The sequence below is a fragment of the Pseudomonas sp. B12(2026) genome, assembly GCF_057767015.1.
In genome coordinates, this window is sequence record NZ_CM173430.1 from 4,624,460 (window position 1) to 4,642,662 (window position 18,203).

The 18,203-nt window shown below is 64.0% G+C and carries 16 protein-coding genes; 8 read left to right on the plus strand and 8 right to left on the minus strand.

Going from position 1 to position 18,203, the window contains the following annotated elements:
• Positions 1-380 precede the first annotated feature (380 nt).
• Genes AC3B6A_RS21565 through AC3B6A_RS21590 form a run of 6 tightly spaced genes read right to left on the minus strand, consistent with a single transcriptional unit; the run spans position 381 to position 6,519 of the window.
• Positions 381-881, minus strand: a complete 501-nt coding sequence (locus AC3B6A_RS21565; protein WP_488399137.1) for a GspH/FimT family pseudopilin — start codon at positions 879-881, stop codon at positions 381-383.
• Positions 882-889: 8 nt separating this feature from the next.
• Positions 890-3,955, minus strand: a complete 3,066-nt coding sequence (locus tag AC3B6A_RS21570) for a pilus assembly protein (protein ID WP_488399138.1) — start codon at positions 3,953-3,955, stop codon at positions 890-892.
• Between the two features lie 2 nt (positions 3,956-3,957).
• On the minus strand, positions 3,958-4,446 hold the full coding sequence (locus tag AC3B6A_RS21575; RefSeq protein WP_488399139.1) for a hypothetical protein: 489 nt from the start codon (positions 4,444-4,446) through the stop codon (positions 3,958-3,960).
• Entirely contained in the window at positions 4,443-5,573 is a 1,131-nt protein-coding gene (locus tag AC3B6A_RS21580; protein WP_488399140.1) for a PilW family protein, read from the minus strand. Before AC3B6A_RS21580 ends, AC3B6A_RS21575 begins: the two co-directional genes overlap by 4 nt.
• On the minus strand, positions 5,570-6,124 hold the full coding sequence (gene pilV, locus AC3B6A_RS21585; RefSeq protein ID WP_488399142.1) for a type IV pilus modification protein PilV: 555 nt from the start codon (positions 6,122-6,124) through the stop codon (positions 5,570-5,572). Before pilV ends, AC3B6A_RS21580 begins: the two co-directional genes overlap by 4 nt.
• Positions 6,125-6,129: 5 nt before the next feature.
• Positions 6,130-6,519: a type IV pilin protein gene (locus AC3B6A_RS21590; RefSeq protein ID WP_488399143.1), complete on the minus strand. Its 390-nt coding sequence runs from the start codon at positions 6,517-6,519 to the stop codon at positions 6,130-6,132.
• A gap of 696 nt (positions 6,520-7,215) precedes the next feature.
• Here AC3B6A_RS21590 and AC3B6A_RS21595 point away from each other — a divergent pair.
• A complete protein-coding gene (locus AC3B6A_RS21595) occupies positions 7,216-7,728 on the plus strand; it encodes an RDD family protein (RefSeq protein ID WP_488399144.1) in 513 nt (170 codons plus the stop codon).
• 67 nt (positions 7,729-7,795) lie between these two features.
• Here the strand turns inward: AC3B6A_RS21595 and lptG are convergent, their stop codons facing one another.
• A complete protein-coding gene (gene lptG / locus AC3B6A_RS21600) occupies positions 7,796-8,863 on the minus strand; it encodes an LPS export ABC transporter permease LptG (protein ID WP_488399145.1) in 1,068 nt (355 codons plus the stop codon).
• Positions 8,856-9,980 (minus strand): LPS export ABC transporter permease LptF, encoded by a 1,125-nt coding sequence (gene lptF, locus AC3B6A_RS21605; protein ID WP_488399146.1) that lies wholly within the window; start codon positions 9,978-9,980, stop codon positions 8,856-8,858. The genes lptG and lptF overlap by 8 nt, the downstream gene beginning before the upstream one ends.
• A 190-nt stretch (positions 9,981-10,170) precedes the next feature.
• Here lptF and AC3B6A_RS21610 point away from each other — a divergent pair, with 190 nt between their 5' ends.
• From AC3B6A_RS21610 to AC3B6A_RS21640, 7 genes are all read left to right on the plus strand, one after another.
• Positions 10,171-11,658, plus strand: coding sequence for a leucyl aminopeptidase (locus AC3B6A_RS21610; RefSeq protein WP_488399147.1), 1,488 nt, complete (start codon positions 10,171-10,173; stop codon positions 11,656-11,658).
• 34 nt (positions 11,659-11,692) lie between these two features.
• Entirely contained in the window at positions 11,693-12,121 is a 429-nt protein-coding gene (locus AC3B6A_RS21615; RefSeq protein ID WP_488399148.1) for a DNA polymerase III subunit chi, read from the plus strand.
• A 19-nt stretch (positions 12,122-12,140) separates the two neighbouring features.
• On the plus strand, positions 12,141-12,512 hold the full coding sequence (locus AC3B6A_RS21620; RefSeq protein ID WP_488399149.1) for a DNA polymerase III subunit chi: 372 nt from the start codon (positions 12,141-12,143) through the stop codon (positions 12,510-12,512).
• Positions 12,513-12,717: 205 nt separating this feature from the next.
• Positions 12,718-15,567: a valine--tRNA ligase gene (locus tag AC3B6A_RS21625; RefSeq protein WP_488399150.1), complete on the plus strand. Its 2,850-nt coding sequence runs from the start codon at positions 12,718-12,720 to the stop codon at positions 15,565-15,567.
• Between the two features lie 86 nt (positions 15,568-15,653).
• Positions 15,654-15,944, plus strand: a complete 291-nt coding sequence (locus AC3B6A_RS21630) for a nucleotidyltransferase family protein (RefSeq protein WP_488399151.1) — start codon at positions 15,654-15,656, stop codon at positions 15,942-15,944.
• A complete protein-coding gene (locus tag AC3B6A_RS21635; RefSeq protein ID WP_488399152.1) occupies positions 15,937-16,290 on the plus strand; it encodes a HepT-like ribonuclease domain-containing protein in 354 nt (117 codons plus the stop codon). The genes AC3B6A_RS21630 and AC3B6A_RS21635 overlap by 8 nt, the downstream gene beginning before the upstream one ends.
• Before the next feature lie 219 nt (positions 16,291-16,509).
• Complete coding sequence (locus tag AC3B6A_RS21640; RefSeq protein WP_488399153.1) at positions 16,510-18,171, plus strand: thiamine pyrophosphate-binding protein; 1,662 nt, start codon at positions 16,510-16,512, stop codon at positions 18,169-18,171.
• Positions 18,172-18,203 lie beyond the last annotated feature (32 nt).

The window sequence follows — 18,203 nt, forward strand, 5'->3', positions numbered from 1 at the left end:
TGCCAGGACACCAGCAAAACCGGCCTTTGAGCCGGTTTTTTGTTGCCTGCGATTTTATGCGCTGCCACAAATCTGCCCTTGAGCCTGGAAGTAGCGCAAAGCGGACTTCCCCTTCCCTTCGGCGCAAGCGTAAGCCCCGCCTCGGCACAGCGCGAAAAATGGAGAATATCCAGAACTGGTCGCATGAGAAGGCAAGGCCTCAGAGGCACTGAAAGCGCCTCCTACTGGGGCAAAGAGCCCCAGCGCCGCCATCGAGGAACTGCCCCAGCTTATCGGCCCGGTCAGCTTCAGCCTCGCCGGGCGTAGAAGAATTTCCCCCTCCGCTCCGGCGTGTCACTGATCTTGAGGCCTACAGGATACCGACCTCGCTCAGGCAAGCCTTACGAGCAGCTTCCAGTGCTGGTCTTGCTGACATAGGCTCGCCCAGTCGCACTGACATCCACTACCCGCTCCTGCGCGCCCACCGTCGGCGTAGCCCGGCAGACGGTGAGGCTCGCCTGGGTATTGCCGACACCGGACGGCTGGAAGTCGATATGCGTGACTTCGGATGTGACCTTGAAGCCGGCCGGCGCCGCTGCGTGCTTCTGGATCACGGTAGTGTCGACGAGGATGATCCAGCCCTGCTCCCAGCCGCCTGAGCCGCAGGTGCTGCCATCGCTGGACACACACATCTTGGTCACTTTGTTGCGCTTGATCGCCTCGCTACGCCCCAGCGCCACGCCAGCCACCAGATCGTTGGCGCTGGCGCTGAGCTTGCCGGCCAAGGTGGCGTCGGTGAACGACGGCACTGCAAGGGAGAGCAGAATCGCCGCCACCGCAACCGTGACCATCAGTTCGAGCAGGGTGAAGCCACTGGACGCTCGACGAGAGTGCATTGCCATCCCCGCTCCTATCGCTCGATGTTCCAGAACACCCAGGACTTCGGCCGGATGCCTGCTGCCGGAGGCTTGGCTTCGCAACCTTGCAGCGAAGAATCGGTGGCACAGTCACCACCGCCGATGATGAAGGGCTTCTGCGTCCCATCATCGAGTATGACGACGCCAGCCACCGGCGATGGTGCCAACCCGCCTCCTGCAATCACCGAGAAGCGATCGCCGTTGGAACCTTCGGCATTCTTATAGTTGATGTTGTAGTTGCGTGCCGTCCCGAGACTGGCGCAACTGGTAGTACTGGGTACTGCTGGCTCATGGGTACTGAAAATGATGGTATCGAATAGCAGCAGCGCGGAGGTTACCACCTGCTCCGTCGATTGCAGTTCCAGGTACCACCCCTTTGGATGAGCAGCGAGATCGCTGGCCGGCGGCGTTGCAGTGCTGGTAATGGCCAGCAGCGAACTATTGCAGATCACATCAGCGCTGCAGGTATCGTTCTCGGTGGTCAGCCAGGTCGGATCGATCGGCTTGTCACGCAGACTGTAGAACCGATTGTCCACAGTCATGGCAGAGGTATAACTGCGGATAGGTTTCTCCCGGTCTCCCGAACCGACAACGATCACGTACTCGCCGTTGGCCACCGCCACTTCTGGGCCATACATGAACTTGCGATTCGCCGAGCAACTGGAAGCGGTGTTACAGCCCAACGCAGCAATCTTGGTAATGACCCAGTTAGCCGGCGCGGTATTTCCGAGGGGGCTGGCCCCAGTAGTATTCGAGACAGGTCCGGAAATGCGATAGATGTTACCGCCCAGGTCCGTGGCATAGCCGTAGCTCGCCATACCGTTGCTATCGGTCAGCATGGTCACATCACCGACGACGCCACGATCGGTCGTGAAGGTCTTGAGCAGCGCCCCGCTATCGGCATTCAGCAGATAGATCTTGTTGCCCTTGGCGCTGGAGGTACAGGTATTGGGATCACCGTCCTCGCAAACATCGTAGCCACCGCCCATTGCCAGTATCGTTTCAGTCCCGCTGCCATAGCCTGTCGCCTTGAAGGCAGTCGGTGTGGCCCAGGTCTGGCCGATCTCACTGAAGCCGGTGCTGCAGCCGTTGTCATCACCCATGTTGGGGCAGCCGAGTTTCCATTTCAGCGTCGGAGATTCAGGGTCCGTGACGTTGAATGAATAGATAGCCCGCCCACCACGCCGCATGGCCGCATAGATCCAGGTGCTGGTGCCCTGCCGCACCGCCGTAATGGAGCCATCCATGCCGTAGGACTTGGGCTGGGGCGTCGGCGTAGCGGTCGTATGCCCAGGGAAGCTGATGGTCACGTTGTTGTCGCGCAGTCGTTTGATGCTCGGATAGAACTCCGGCGGCATGAACGACCAGAACTCGCTGCCAGCACTCACTGAGCCGATGCTGGCGGTACGGTTACCGTTGATGGCATGCAGCAAGCCATCGTTTCCGCCGTAGTAGACCACCACCCGGGGATCAGACTCCGTTCCGTAGTTGATGGCTGCCGGACGCGAATGCACGATATCGCCGTGCACCGAGGGGCGCACCTCGGCGGGGTCTCTGAACTCATCGCCTTTGTTGTTGGCACCCCGAGCCCAGTTGATCACGTTGTCACGATCCGCGTCCGCCACGCCCAACAGCGTCGAAGTGATTGCCGCGTTGCCGGTATTGAAATTGGTGAGCGTAGTGCATCCCGTGGGGGCACAGGTCTTCACCGTACGAGTAGTGGACTGGCGCAACATGTAAGCCTGCGCCCCCTTCTCCACGATATTTCCATCCGGAGAGTTGGAGACATCCGAGCCCGGCACCGTCAGGCAATTGCCTTGCGGCTTGTTGGTCCAGTAGGTGTCCGTAGTGCTGGGCGTCCAGAAACTCCGCGCGCATTCAGTGACGAAGCCGGTAGCGCTGTTGATCGCACTTTTGTCAGCAGCATCCACCGTCTGCAACTTGTCGTTGACCATCCCCAACTTGTACTGCTTAAGGTTGCCCGCCCAACGCGGGAAGGAATCCGAATCGGGGCGGAACATACCGACGAACACCTGGTTCAGATAGGTGCTTTGGGTATTGACGCTGACCGGCAAGGTCACGGAGGCGAACACGCTGTTGGTCGCCTGGATTTCGGAGAAAATAGAATTCAGCGCATCGGCGATCTCGGTGCCGGTGGAACTGACGTCGAAATACTTGCCACTGCTGACGTTAGCCATGCTCTTGAGCAGAGCGGTCCACCCTGGCCCCTGACCAGTGGTGACCTTGTTGATATCCACCGTATAGGTAGTGATGTTCAGGCGGCTCTTCTTCATGAAGCGCGCCCACTCGTCGGCCACGTTGTCCTGCGAGCCGCTGGGGGAAATCGGAATCGCAGTGGTGTTGCCGCCCGCCGTGGTCAGCGCAGCGGTGGCCTGCTCGATGTCGTTGGTATTGTCCTGCGCAGCGCCGTTGCTGATATAGATAATGAAGTTCTTGGCGCAGCCGGCAATGATGGGATTATTGTAGCGACCACTGTCCTTCGCCGGCAGTGCGTTATTGCCGAGCGCGTAGATGGCATTCGAGGCCACCGTACCCGAGGTATTGCCGGAATAGTCGGTCTTGACCTTCTGGTTGCCGGAGTTGGGCACCCCAGCCGAGTAGTACAGCCAGGCTTCTTCCATGGCCTTGCTGATCTTGCCGCCGTTGGATTTGTCGCCCCCCACATCCAGGCTGTTCATCAGCGTCTGGTACGTGGTCTTCGTGGCATCGTCGAACAGGCGGATGGCAGCACGAACATAGGCTCCGTCATCACCTTTGTTCCCATTTCCGCTCTCGGTAAACATCATCAGGCCAACACGGAACTTGTTCGCCTGAAGCCCGTTGATCACCGACACCAAAGCAGCCTTCTCGTTGAGGAACGGCGTCTCCCAGTTGGCTGTGTTGTCGAGGACTATCAACACGTTCGGCGCGTCAGCTTCGTTCGGAGGTGTACCGACGAACAAGTCGATATCCTCCGCATGAACCGTCACCTGCGCGACGCACAGAGCGCACAATGCAAGAACTCGCCAGAAGACCGAGACATTGCCCTGAGCTTTCATCTTCATACTCCGCACACTGCACGTTTCTGCGTATCGGTGAGCTGTACGCGCACCCCCGAACGCACCTTGACCGAAGCGCCGCTCATGTCATCGGTCACCGTGGCATTCAACGCCCAGACGGTATTCCAGTCCTGACTGCACATACTCTTGGTCCCCTGGCCACAGAGCGACTCATTGCCACTCGGCCTGGCGCTCATGCACACCGGCGTGGCCATCTGCACCACGTAATCCCTGATACCGTCGTTGTTGATGTCAACATCCAGCGGCTCGCCCTGCGGAGCCGTGGTGAACGCCGAACCGAGCACCCGCTGGATACCGATGTTTGCTGCAGCGATGGCCTCGTTGCGGAATTGCATGTTGCCCACCGCCTTCAGGTTGGTTCCGCTCAAGGTGTAGGCACTGCCCACCATCAGCATCAACATCAGCAGCATCACCAGGACGACCACCAGGGTCGCACCACGCTGCTCACCCGCCTTGCCACTTATGCTCATGGCGTCTGCCTCCTACGGGAAACGTTCACCAGCGCTGCGCTGGAGGTGAACAGGTGCCGCTTGTAGCCATCGGTGAACGGCCCCAGGGTACTTCCCCCCAGGACGTACTCCTTGTCCGAGGTATAACCCGGCGTTGCCGTACGACTGCGCACCAGGACGTAGAGCTTGGCTTCCACCACATTGATCAGCGCGTCTATGGTGCAGGGAGCCGCAGGCGGTTCCTCGTCGCAATGAATGAAACTGCCATCTGCCGAACCGTCTCCGCGGTTGGTAGGTGATGTCTTGTTGTCTTCATTAGCCCAGATGACCGCTTGATCGTTATGCACGGCGCCGCCGGAATCGCTGACGTTGTCGATGCCAAGCTCGACACGAAGCGCCTCGACCCCCTCGATCAGCGGCACCGCCGTCTGCTGGCCGTTGCTGGGAGTGGCACCACCGGTGTAGTCGAACTGCGAGCGCATCAGCGTGGGGATGCCATCGCCTGGGGTCACCGCATAATCGCGCACGTAATAGAGGTCGGTGATGTACTTGCGCCGCTCCGCCAGGGTGAGGCAGTCGCGCTGATGCAAAGTGAATCCGCCGGTGCCAAGTACATAGGAGGATGTGGGCTCGGTGTCACAAGAAGACACCTGGAAGTACACTTTGCCGGCTGTTAAAGACTCGCAGTTGCCGATACCTGGCACGCAGGTTTCAACATGCCGGACCACCAGCACGTCGGAATCAGCCGCCAGGTCGGTGACGATTCCGGAGCATCCCGGGGGAGCCGCCGAGTAAGTCTGCACGGCAATGCCCAAGGCGGCAGTCTTGTCATCCACCGTCCACGTCGAGAAATCGCCGCATACCGGCGGCAATGCCGCAGGCACATCAGTCGGAATATTGCTCGACGTCAAATCGTCGAACTGCGGGATATAGCCATTCCAGAAGCCGGCGTGGGCCAGGTCTTCCTGCAGCAGTTGAACAGCGAAGCGCCCATTCTCGATCAGCGAGTTGGTGTTGGCCATATCGTCGTTGGTGCGGCGCAGATTGAGGTAAAGCGTCAGGACGCCAACCATGATCAGCAGCCCGATGGTCACCGCGACCATCATCTCGACCAGGGTGAAGCCTCGTTGCTGGAAAGTACGCCTCATAGCGTGGCCACCCTCACGATAGTGGTAACCACACGCCGACAGAGATCATCTTTGCATTCTGCTGAGCCGCCATCGTAATCATCCTTGCCACAGGCCACGCTGGCAGGAGGCGCCGAAATGGGGCTCATGCCTTGCCAGGCCACGGTGATCAGGTACTGTCCGCTGCCCAGGGACTCGATGCAGCCACGCCCGCCCAGCATGGCTCCGGCCTTGACGCTACCACCGCCGACTTCGGCCGCACCCTGCAAGCTGTTGCACCAGTCGGCCTTGTCCGCTTGCGCGCGCGTGGCGGTGCTGGTTGGGCAACTCATACCCGCGCCGACGGGACTGGAACTACCAGTGACATAGTTGCCAGAGCTGTTCGGATTGGCCGTCATCCGGCTGGACATATCGTTGAGCAGCAACAGCGCCTGGGCGCGCTGGTAGGACTCCATCTCCGAAAGCTGCATACGCGCCTGCAGCTTGGCCAAGCCGAGAAGGCCCAGGGAAATGATCAGGATGCTGACCAGCAGCTCGATAAGGGTCAAACCACGCTGTCGGGGGGCGTCCATATCGATCACCACTTGGCCGGCGGCGTCTTGGTGCCGTCGCTTTTCAGGGTCAGGTTGCCGTCGCTGGCTTGTGCGCCAGTCGCGGTGAAGGTGATGGTGAAGGTCGGCGGCGTTCCGGTGCCCAGGGTGATGTCGTAGCTGTAGCTGCCCGACACTTCGCTGGGCAACGCGTAACCGCCCGCTTCCAGTGCGGTCTTGTCCGCATAGGCGCGGTTGGCCAGCAGGTACTGCTGTTCGCGATTGGCGATGTCCATCATCTGCGCCTGCGCGGCGGAGCGTTTGCCGCGAATGACGTACTGCTGATAGCTGGGATAGGCGATGGCAGCCAGAATGGCGACGATCGCCGCAACTACCATCAATTCAATCAGGGTGAATCCACGGGAACGAATAGGCATTTATTCAGACTCTTGTTCCAAAGCCTTCCCAGACAACTCTATTAGTGAAACGGCGGACTGCCATTCCGCTGACCAGCAATTTGAGACCAGTCGTCGCCCATCGCTGTATAAAAAGTTAATCAACGAATAATTCACTGGATCCAATCCTTGAAAAGCCGACCTGCAAGAGGCCCGCAAGGGCGCGCCATTAGAGCGAAACGCCCCGATCACGACAAGTGCCCTCGCGACAGCTGCCGCGATCGAATTTCCATCAGAAAATCCTGATTCGTGCACGACCGTGGGCTGAAACTCTCCCTTAAAACCAAATAACAAATGTCAAAAATTTGTTAAGAGAAACACTGCTTTAATTTGAAAGTGTGAATCACATACCACTCTTATTTATCGGCTCCACAGGGATTAGATGCAGGACATAGAGCGGTAACGCCGCCAGAAAAACTCGCCGCGGCTCCCCTGCGCTCGCCGGCCAGGTTATGCAAGCCCTGCCAATCGATGACAGAACCGCCCAACAGACTCCAACCAACTGACCAACGCCCTCGCTGCATCGCCGCGCAACGACATCCCTGCCATGCGACCGTTCGCCTCGCCTCCAGGCAAGCGGCATCCAGCCGAGAACCTAACCGGCCGGAAACCGTATAATCCCGCCCCATTCATCCGGGGCAGCGCCCCGCCGACCCACGACCCGCCATAGAAGACGCCATGTCCAAACCGCAGCTCCAGCCCGCGGGAAACTTCCCGCCTGCCCCGCTCATTCGCCGCCTCGCCGCCATGTTCTATGACTTCCTGCTCTGCGTGGCGCTGATGATGGTCGTGACGCTGATCTATCAGCAGGGCGTCCTCCGGCTCATCTACGGCAGCGAGAAGCTCAGGCAACTGGCCGACCAGGGCGGCCTGACAGGCGATCCGCTGCTGTCCAGCCTGCTGTTCATCAGCCTGTTCGCCTTCTTCGCCAAGTTCTGGACCCACAGCGGCCAGACCCTCGGCATGCAGGTCTGGGGCATTCGCGTGCAGAATGCCGACGGCTCGCGGATCAGCCTGCTGCAGGCACTGCTGCGCTTCGTCATTTCCATCGGCTCCTGGGCCTGCCTGGGCCTGGGCTTCCTGTGGATGCTCTGGGACAAGGACAAGCGCACCTGGCACGACCGCTACTCGGAAAGCGTGGTGATCCAGATTCCCAAGGACGTACGCAAGGCGACTCAGGGCCGGGGCTGATCCGGCTTCGGACACGAAAAAGCCGGCAATCGCCGGCTTTTTCGTGGATCTCGCGGAAGAGCTCCGCTCAACCGGCCCTTCGCAGCAGCAGCATGCCGAGGAAGGCGCAGATCGCCGCGGGCACCAGCACCGCCAGCAACGGCGGGAAGTTGAACACCTGGCTGGACGGGCCGAGCAGGTCCTGGGCGATGCGGAAGGTGAAGCCCACCAGGACGCCGGTGAAGACGCGCTGGCCGAGCGTCACGCTGCGCAGCGGGCCGAAGATGAAGGAAATCGCCATCAGCACCAGCGCCGCCGTGACCGCCGGCTGCAGGACCTTGGTCCAGAACGCCAGCCAATAGCGGTTGGAACTCAACCCCTGCTCCTGCAGGTAATGGATGTAGTTCCACAGACCGCTGATCGACAGGGCCTCCGGCTCCATCACCACGGTGTGCAAGGTTTGCGGGCTGAGCTGGATATCCCAGACCTCACGGGGCTTGCTCACCACCTCGCTGCGCTTTTCATCGGCATGCAACATCGTGGTGGTCACGCCTTCCAGGACCCACTGGTTGTTCTGGTAGGTGGCCTTTTTGGCGAAACTGGCAGTCTGCAAACGGCGCGCGTCGTCGAAGCCATAGCGGGTCACGCCCAGCAGCACGCCGTCGGAGCGCACCACGTTGATATGGATGAACTCATGGCCCTGGCGATGCCACAGACCGGCCTTCGAGCTCTCCACCCCGCCGGCGCTCTGGGCCAGGGCGCGGCCGGTCTGGGCCATGGTCTCGGTGTAGGGCACCACGTATTCGCCCAGCAGGATGCCGGCGAACATCAGCACCAGCATCGGCTTCATGACCGCCCAGACGATGCGCTGCAGCGACACGCCGGCGGCGCGCATGACGGTCAGCTCGCTGTTGCTGGCCAGGGAGCCGAGCCCCACCAGGCAGCCGATCAGCGCCGCCATCGGCAGCATGTCGTAGGCGCGGCCGGGGGCGGTGAGCAGGGTGAACCTGAGCGCATCCGCGAGGGTATAGGTGTCGGTCAGTTGCCCCAACTGGTCGACGAGGGAGAACAGTTCGGCCAGGCCGAGGATCACCCCGAGCACGGCGAGGATGGCGACGAAAACGGTGACGCCGATGTAACGGTCCAGCTTACGCATGCTTCGGCTCCCGCCCGGATTTGGTCCGCATGGCGGCCAGCTTGAGCCTCAGCGACTCCCAGTACAGCAACAGCAGTCCGATCGCCAGGAACAGCGCATGGATCCACCACAGGCCCAGTGCGAGCGGGATCCTGCCCTTGTCGAGCATGCCCCGGCCGGTGATCAGCAGCGCCAGGTAGGTCATGTACAGCAGGACCGCCGGCAGCAGCTTGAGGAAACGCCCCTGGCGCGGATTCACCCGGGACAGCGGCACCGCCAGCACGGTGACCACGAAGACCAGCAGCGGAATGGAGAGACGCCACTGCAGTTCGGACTGCATGCGCAGATCCTTGCTGCCGATCAGCTCGCTGGTCGGGATCGCGTCGCGGTCATCGATCTCGCTGCTGACTTCCGGCTTGGGCAGCAGCACGCCATAGGTGTCGTACTTGATCGCCCGGTAGTCGGCCTGCCCCGGCGTGCCGTCGTAGCGATAGCCGTCCTTGAGGATCAGGTAGCGGCTGCCATCGGCATGGATCTGCTGCTCGCCGCTGCTCGCCACCAGCACCGAATTGCCGCCGTCCCTGCCGTTGCGCGGCCGGTTCTTGTCGGAGATGAACACCCCGCCCAGCTGCGTGCGCTCGTTGGCCAGGGTCTCGGTGTAGGTGACCCGCGAGCCATCGCGCATCGACTGGAAACGCCCCGGTGCCAGGGTGTCGAACTCGGTCATCGCATCCTGCTTGTTCAGCAGCAGCTGCATCCGGGTGATGCCCTGCGGCGCCAGCAACAGGCTCAGCCAAGCGACGACTAGTGCCACCAGCAGCGCCGGCGCCAGGGTATAGGCCAGCAGGCGCTGCTGGCTCATGCCGGTGGCGGTCAGCACGGTCATCTCACTGTCCAGGTACAGCCGCCCGTACGCCAGCAGGATGCCCAGGAACAGCCCCAGCGGCAGGATCAGCTGGAGGAAGCCCGGCAGGCGCACGCCCATGATCATGAACAGCGAGCCCGGGTCGAGCATGCCTTGGGCGGCCTGCGCCAGGTACTTGATGAAACGGCCGCTCATGATGATCACCAGCAGCACGGCGCTCACCGCGCTCATGGTGATCAGCACTTCACGGGACAGATAACGGAAGACAATCAAACCGGACACTCCAGGGTTGTCACGCTCACGCGGCTACGCTCAAACTAGCCGCCGTGAAGCCTTGCCGGCCCGCGCAAGCGCGGCCCAGGCGAAAATAGCCGGCATTATCCTGCGATTCGCCAGACCTGTCACTGCGCAGTCCATCTTCTTCGCAGACCACTCAAGCTCTTTGTCCTGGGGACACTCAGCCATGGAATTCCTCGTAAAAAGCGTACGTCCGGAAACCCTGAAGACCGCCACCCTGGTCATCGCCGTCGGCGAAGGCCGCAAGCTCGGCGCCACCGCCAAGGCCGTCGACGAAGTCACCGGCGGCGCCATCGGCGCCCTGCTCAAGCGCGGTGACCTGGCCGGCAAGGTCGGACAGACCCTACTCCTGCAGGATTTGCCGAATCTTAAGGCCGAGCGCGTCCTGCTGGTCGGCGCCGGCAAAGAGCGTGACCTCTCCGACCGCGCCTACCGCAAACTGGTTTCCTCGGTGCTCTCCACCCTGAAGAACCTGGGCGGCGCCGACGCCGTCCTGGCCCTGGGTGACCTCGCCGTGAAAGGCCGCACCGCCCACGGCAAGGCGCGCCTGCAGGTGGAAACCCTGGCCGACGGCGTCTACGTCTTCGACCGCTTCAAGAGCCAGAAGGCCGACGCGCCGAAGCTGAAGAAGATCACCCTGCTGGTCGACAAGGCCGATGCCGCCGCCGTCGAGCAGGGCGCCAGGGAAGCCCAGGCCATCGCCAACGGCATGGCCCTGACCCGCGACCTCGGCAACCTGCCGCCGAACCTCTGCCACCCGAGCTTCCTCGGCGAGCAGGCCAAGGCGCTGGGCAAGGAATACAAGGGCCTGAAGGTCGAAGTCCTCGACGAGAAGAAACTGCGCGAGCTGGGCATGGGCTCCTTCCTCGCCGTGGCCCAGGGCAGCGACCAGCCGCCGCGCCTGATCGTGCTGCAGTACAACGGCGGCAAGAAGGACGAGGCGCCCCACGTGCTGGTCGGCAAGGGCATCACCTTCGACACCGGCGGCATCAGCCTCAAGCCCGGCCTGGGCATGGACGAGATGAAGTTCGACATGTGCGGCGCCGCCAGCGTGTTCGGCACCTTCCGCGCCGTGCTCGAACTGCAGCTGCCGATCAACCTGGTCGGCCTGATGGCCTGTGCCGAGAACATGCCCAGCGGCGGCGCCACCCGCCCGGGCGACATCGTCACCACCATGAGCGGGCAGACCGTCGAGATCCTCAACACCGACGCCGAAGGCCGCCTGGTGCTGTGCGATACCCTGACCTACGCCGAACGCTTCAAGCCGCAATCGGTGGTGGACATCGCCACCCTCACCGGCGCCTGCATCGTCGCCCTGGGCTCCAACACCTCGGGCCTGATGGGCAACAACGACGCGCTGGTCCGCCAGTTGCTCAAGGCCGGCGAGCAGGCCGACGACCGCGCCTGGCAGCTGCCGCTGTTCGACGAGTACCAGGAGCAACTGGACAGCCCCTTCGCCGACATCGCCAACATCGGCGGCCCGAAGGCCGGCACCATCACCGCCGGCTGCTTCCTGTCGCGCTTCGCCAAGAAATACCACTGGGCGCACCTGGACATCGCCGGCACCGCCTGGATCAGCGGCGGCAAGGACAAGGGCGCCACCGGCCGCCCGGTGCCGCTGCTGACCCAGTACCTGCTGGACCGCGTGAAGTAATGGCACAGCGCAACCTGCCGATGGGATCGAACGCATGACCCGGGTCGACTTCTATGTCATCCCCAGCGCCGATCCCGACGCACGCCTGACCATCGCCTGCCGCCTCGCCGAAAAGGCCTGGCGGCAGGGCATGCGCGTCTTCGTGCTGTGCGATGGCGAGGCCCAGCGCGAAGCGCTGGATGCCCGGCTGTGGAACTTCCGCGGCGAAACCTTCATCCCACACAATGCACTGGAAGAAGACGCCGACTCGCCGGTGGTACTCGCCCTGGGCGAACCGCCGGAGAGCCACCGTGACCTGCTGATCAACCTGACCCTGGCCATTCCCAACTGCGTCGACCGCTTCAACCGGGTCGCCGAACTGGTGATCGAGGAACCTGCGATTCGTCAGGCCGCGCGGGAGAATTTCCGCCGCTACCGCGAGCAGGGCTATCCTTTGCAGGACCACCGCCTGCCACGCCCCTGAGAACGCTTCAGCCAAGACCATGGACAGCCGCAAGCCCCCGCACGACCCCGACCACCTGCTGGAAGACCTGGAATCGATCCAGGAGCTGCTGGACGAGACGGGTACCGAGCCACCGCTGCTCACCGAATCCTTCGAGCCGGACAACATCCCGCTGCTGTCCGACGTCGTCACCCCCGCGCCGCGTGCGCCGGAGCCCCCCGCCGCCGAGCCCGCCGAGCCGAAAGCCTCGCCCCAGGCCAGCGAGCTGAACCGTCTGGACCTGGAGCTGCGCGCCGCCGCCCAGTTGATCCTGCAGGACGTCATCGACGACTTCGTGCCGCAGATCGAGGCCGAACTGCAGCGCCGCCTGGAAGCCCGCCTGCAGCGGCTGCTGGCACAGCGCAAGCACTGATCCCCGCACCACGCCGCCTTTCGTAGGAGCGAGCTTGCTCGCGAACCGCCTGATGCCCTAGCCGTCCGGGGCAGGTTCGCGAGCAAGCTCGCTCCTACAGACACCTCCCCGGACACCCGGCCTGCCGCCCTGGTGGCCTGAGCGCCCCGCGCCCCGTTATACTCACCGGTTTTCCGTCTAGCCTTATCAGGGTCCCGCCGCGCACATGGACAAGACCTACCAGCCGCACGCCATCGAATCCCACTGGTACCCCCTGTGGGAACAGCAGAACTACTTCGCCCCGCAAGGCTCCGGCGAGCCGTACACCATCATGATCCCGCCGCCGAACGTCACCGGCAGCCTGCACATGGGCCACGGCTTCAACAACGCCATCATGGACGCGCTGATCCGCTACCGCCGCATGCAGGGCCGCAACACCCTGTGGCAGCCGGGCACCGACCACGCCGGCATCGCCACCCAGATGGTGGTGGAGCGCCAGCTGGCCGCCCAAGGCATCGCCCGCCATGACCTGGGCCGCGAGAAGTTCCTGGAGAAGGTCTGGGAGTGGAAGGAGCAGTCCGGCGGCACCATCACCCGCCAGATCCGCCGCCTGGGCTCCTCCGTGGACTGGTCGCGCGAGCGCTTCACCATGGACGAAGGCCTGTCCAACGCGGTCAAGGAAGCCTTCGTGCGCCTGCACGACGACGGCCTGATCTACCGCGGCAAGCGCCTGGTCAACTGGGACACCAAGTTCCACACCGCCATTTCCGACCTGGAAGTGGAGAACCACGACGAGAAGGGCCACCTCTGGCACCTGCGCTACCCGCTGGCCGACGGTCACAGGACCGCCGACGGCAAGGACCACCTGATCGTCGCCACCACCCGCCCGGAAACCCTGCTCGGCGACAGCGCGGTCGCCGTGCACCCGGAAGACGAGCGCTACCAGGCGCTGATCGGCACCTTCGTCGACCTGCCGCTGGTGGGCCGGCGCATCCCGATCATCGCCGACGACTACGTCGACCGCGAGTTCGGCACCGGCTGCGTGAAGATCACCCCGGCCCACGACTTCAACGACTACGAAGTCGGCAAGCGCCATGACCTGCCACTGATCAACATCTTCGACAAGGACGCCGCCATCCTGGCCAGCGCCCAGGTGTTCAAGCTCGACGGCAGCGTCAACCCCGAACTGGACGCCAGCCTGCCCGCCGCCTACGCCGGCCTGGACCGCTTCGTCGCGCGCAAGCAGATCGTCGCCGACATGGAGGCCGCGGGCTTCCTCGACAAGATCGACGACCACGCGCTGAAAGTGCCCAAGGGCGACCGCTCCGGCACCATCATCGAGCCCTGGCTGACCGACCAGTGGTACGTCTCCACCAAGCCGCTGGCCGAACCCGCCATCGCCGCCGTGGAAGACGGCCGCATCCAGTTCGTGCCCAAGCAGTACGAGAACATGTACTTCAGCTGGATGCGCGACATCCAGGACTGGTGCATCAGCCGCCAGCTCTGGTGGGGCCACCGCATCCCGGCCTGGTACGACGACGCCGGCAACGTCTACGTCGGCCGCAACGAGGCCGAAGTGCGCGCCAAGTACAACCTCGGCGACGCCAACCTGCGCCAGGACGAAGACGTCCTCGACACCTGGTTCAGCTCGGGCCTGTGGACCTTCTCCACCCTCGGCTGGCCGGAACAGACCGAATACCTGAAGACCTTCCACCCCACCGACGTGCTGGTGACCGGCTTCGACATCATCTTCTTCTGGGTCGCGCGCATGATCATGCTGACCATGCACCTGATCAAGAATGGCGACGGCACCGCGCAGATCCCGTTCAAGACCGTCTACGTCCACGGTCTGGTGCGCGACGGCCAGGGCCAGAAGATGTCCAAGTCCAAGGGCAACGTGCTCGACCCGCTGGACATCGTCGACGGCATCACCCTCGACGCCCTGCTGGATAAACGCACCAGCGGCATGATGCAGCCCAAGCTCGCCGAGAAGATCGCCAAGCAGACGAAAGCCGAGTTCCCCGAAGGCATCGCCAGCTACGGCACCGACGCCCTGCGCTTCACCTTCTGCTCGCTGGCCTCCACCGGCCGCGACATCAAGTTCGACATGGGCCGCGTCGAGGGCTACCGCAACTTCTGCAACAAACTGTGGAACGCCGCCAACTTCGTCATCGAGAATACCGATGGCAAGGACACCGGCGTGAATGGCGAGCCGGTCGAGCTGTCCTCGGTGGACCGCTGGATCATCTCCGCCCTGCAGCGCACCGAGATCGAAGTCGCCCGCCAGCTCGACGCCTTCCGCTTCGACCTGGCCACCCAGGCCCTCTACGAGTTCATCTGGGACGAGTACTGCGCCTGGTACCTGGAACTGGTCAAGCCGGTGCTGTGGGACGAGAACGCGCCCGTCGAGCGCCAGCGCGGCACCCGCCGCACCCTGGCGCGTGTGCTGGAAACCGCGCTGCGCCTGGCGCATCCGTTCATGCCGTTCATCACCGAGGAAATCTGGCAGCGCATCAAGGCCTCCGCTGGCAAGTCCGGCGACACCCTGATGCTGCAACCCTGGCCGGTCGCCGACGAGGCGAAGATCGACGCCGCCGCCGAAGGCGACATCGAGTGGGCCAAGGCGCTGATGCTGGGCATCCGCCAGATCCGCGGCGAGATGAACATCTCCATGGCCAAGCGCATCGACCTGGTGCTGAACAACGCCTCCCCCGAAGACCACCGCCGCCTGGCCGACAACGAGCCGCTGCTGATGAAGCTGGCCAAGCTCGAAACCATCCGCGTGCTGGACGCAGGCGAAGAGCCGCCGATGTCCGCCACCGCGCTGGTCGGCGAACTGCAGGTGCTGGTGCCGATGGCCGGACTGATCGACAAGACCGCCGAAATGGCCCGCCTGGACAAGGAAATCCAGCGCCTGGAAGGCGAAGTGAAGCGGGTTGGCGGCAAGCTGGCCAACGAAGGCTTCGTCGCCAAGGCCCCGGCCGACGTGATCGAGAAGGAGCGCGCCAAGCTGGCCGAAGCCGAGCAGGCGGTGACCAACCTGATCCAGCAGCGCGAGAAGATCGCCAGCCTGTAAGCGTCATCCACAAGGCCCGCCAATGCGGGCCTTGTGCTTTTCCCTTGTGCTACCTTCAGGCATGACCCTGTAGCCCGGCCACCGCCATGAACCGCGACAACGTCCTGACCCTGCTGGAAAGCTGCAAGCCCGAGCTGTCGCGACGCTTCGGCGTGGTCCGGCTCGCCCTGTTCGGCTCCACCGTACGCGACACCGCAGGCCCCGACAGCGACGTGGACGTCCTGGTGGACTTCGACGGCCCCGCCACCTCGGAGCGCTATTTCGGCGTGCAGTTCTTCCTCGAGGACCTGCTGGGCAGCAACGTCGACCTGGTTACCGAAAAAGCCCTGCGCCCGGAACTGCGCCCCTTCATCGAAGCGGAGGCGGTGAATGTCTGAACGGCCGGAGCGGGTCTGGTACTTCTACGTCGACGATATGCTGATCTGCGCGGAGAAAGTCCTGGCTTACTGTGCAGGACTGGACCAGCAGGCATTCGTCGATAACCACCTGGTCTACGACGCCACCCTGCGCAACCTGGAAATCATCGGCGAGGCGGCGACGCGCATTCCCCAGGAAGTGCGGCAAACCCATCCGCAGATTCCCTGGCGCATGCTGGTGGCCACGCGCAACCGCCTGATCCATGGCTACCTGGGCATCGATAACGACACCCTGTGGAGCATCGTTCGCGACGATCTGCCGGCCCTGCTGGCACAACTGCGCACCTTGCGCCAGCAGCAACCGTAACAGTCCGCACCAGGTACATCGCGTCATTCCGCAGCACTCCGCGCGCCTAGGCTGAACGGCCGTCACCGCCGTCATTCCGGCACGGAATGACCTCGCGAAGAATGCTCACTTGGCGCCCGCCGCGCTTTGCGCCGAAGATCGCAACGCCGGGCCGCTCCAGGGGTTCGTCGGCGCTCTTCCGGGAGCGGCCCCGGCGCCAGCCCAAGGAGCCCGAAACCCATGTCCGACCTTCCCGTCCGCACTGGCGGCCAGATCCTCGTCGACGCCCTGCTGCGCAATGCGGTCGATACCGTCTACTGCATCCCCGGCGAGAGCTACCTGCCGGTGCTCGACACGCTGCACGACGCGCCCTCGATCCGCACCATCGTCACCCGCCACGAAGGCGCCGCCTCGAACATGGCCGACGCCTACGGCAAGCTCAGCGGGCGGCCGGGCATCTGCTTCGTCACCCGCGGGCCGGGTGCGACCCACGCGGCCAACGGCGTGCACACGGCCCGGCAGGATTCGACGCCGATGATCCTCTTCGTCGGCCAGGTGGAAAGCGCCTTCAAGGGCCGCGAGGCCTTCCAGGAAGTGGACTACCGGCAGATGTTCGGCGGCCTGGCCAAGTGGGCCACGGAGATCGACGACATCCGCCGCATCCCTGAAATCGTCGCCCGCGCCTTCCATGTCGCCCAGTCCGGGCGACCCGGCCCGGTGGTGATCGGCCTGCCGGAGGAAGTGCTGTTCGGCTCGGCGTCGGTCGCCGATATCCAGCCGACGCCCATCACCCGCGCCACGCCGTCCAGCGCCGCGCTGGCCGAACTGCGCGAGCGGCTGGCCCGGGCCGAGCGCCCGCTGCTGATCGTCGGCGGCACCGGCTGGACGACGGAGGCCTGCGCGCAGGTACGCGCCTTCGCCCGCGCCAACCGCCTGCCGCTGGTGGCCTCGTTCCGCCGCCAGGACCTGATCGACAACCGCGACCCGCAGTACGCCGGCCAGCTCGGCTTCGGCGCCGCGCCGGCGCTGGCTGCGCGGGTGCGGGACGCCGACCTGCTGCTGGTGCTGGGTTCGCGCCTGAGCGAAACGCCCACCGCCGGCTACACCCTGGTGCAGAGCCCACGTCCGCTGCAGGCGATGATCCACGTGCACGCCGACGCCGACGAACTGGGCCGCGTCTACCAGGCCGACCAGACGATCCAGGCCGGCATGCCGGAAATCGCCGCCGCCCTCGCCGGCCTCGCCCCCGTCACCGACACCGACACACCCTGGGCCGACTGGACCGCCGCCGCCCGCGCCGACTACCTGGCCTATGCCACACCGCCGCAGAACGCCGAGCCGCCGCAAGGGGTCGACCTCGCGCAGGTCGTCGAGCACCTCAACGAGGTCCTTCCGGACGATGCCGTGATCAGCAACGGCGCCGGCAACTACGCGGTCTGGGTGCACCGTTTCTACCGCTACCGCAGCCCGCGCAGCCAGCTGGCGCCCACCAACGGCGCGATGGGCTACGGCTTCCCCGCGGCGATCGCCGCCAAGCTGCGCGACCCGCAGCGCAGTGTGGTGTGCTTCGCCGGCGACGGCTGCTTCATGATGTACCCGCAGGAGCTGGCCACCGCCGTGCAATACGGCGCCGCGCTGATCGTCATCGTGGTCAACAACGGCATGCTCGGCACCATCCGCATGCACCAGGAGCGCGAGTATCCGGGGCGCATCAGCGCGACCGAGCTGCGCAACCCCGACTTCGTCGCCCTGGCCCGGGCCTTCGGCGCCCATGGCGAGCTCGTCGAACGCAGCGAGGATTTCCCCGCCGCCTTCGCCCGCGCCCAGGCCAGCGGCAGGCCGGCGCTGATCGAACTGCGCACCGACCCGCGGCAGATCACCCCGGTGGCGCGCCTGCCCTGAGGCCCGCAAGGCCCCACGAACTTCGCTAAGCT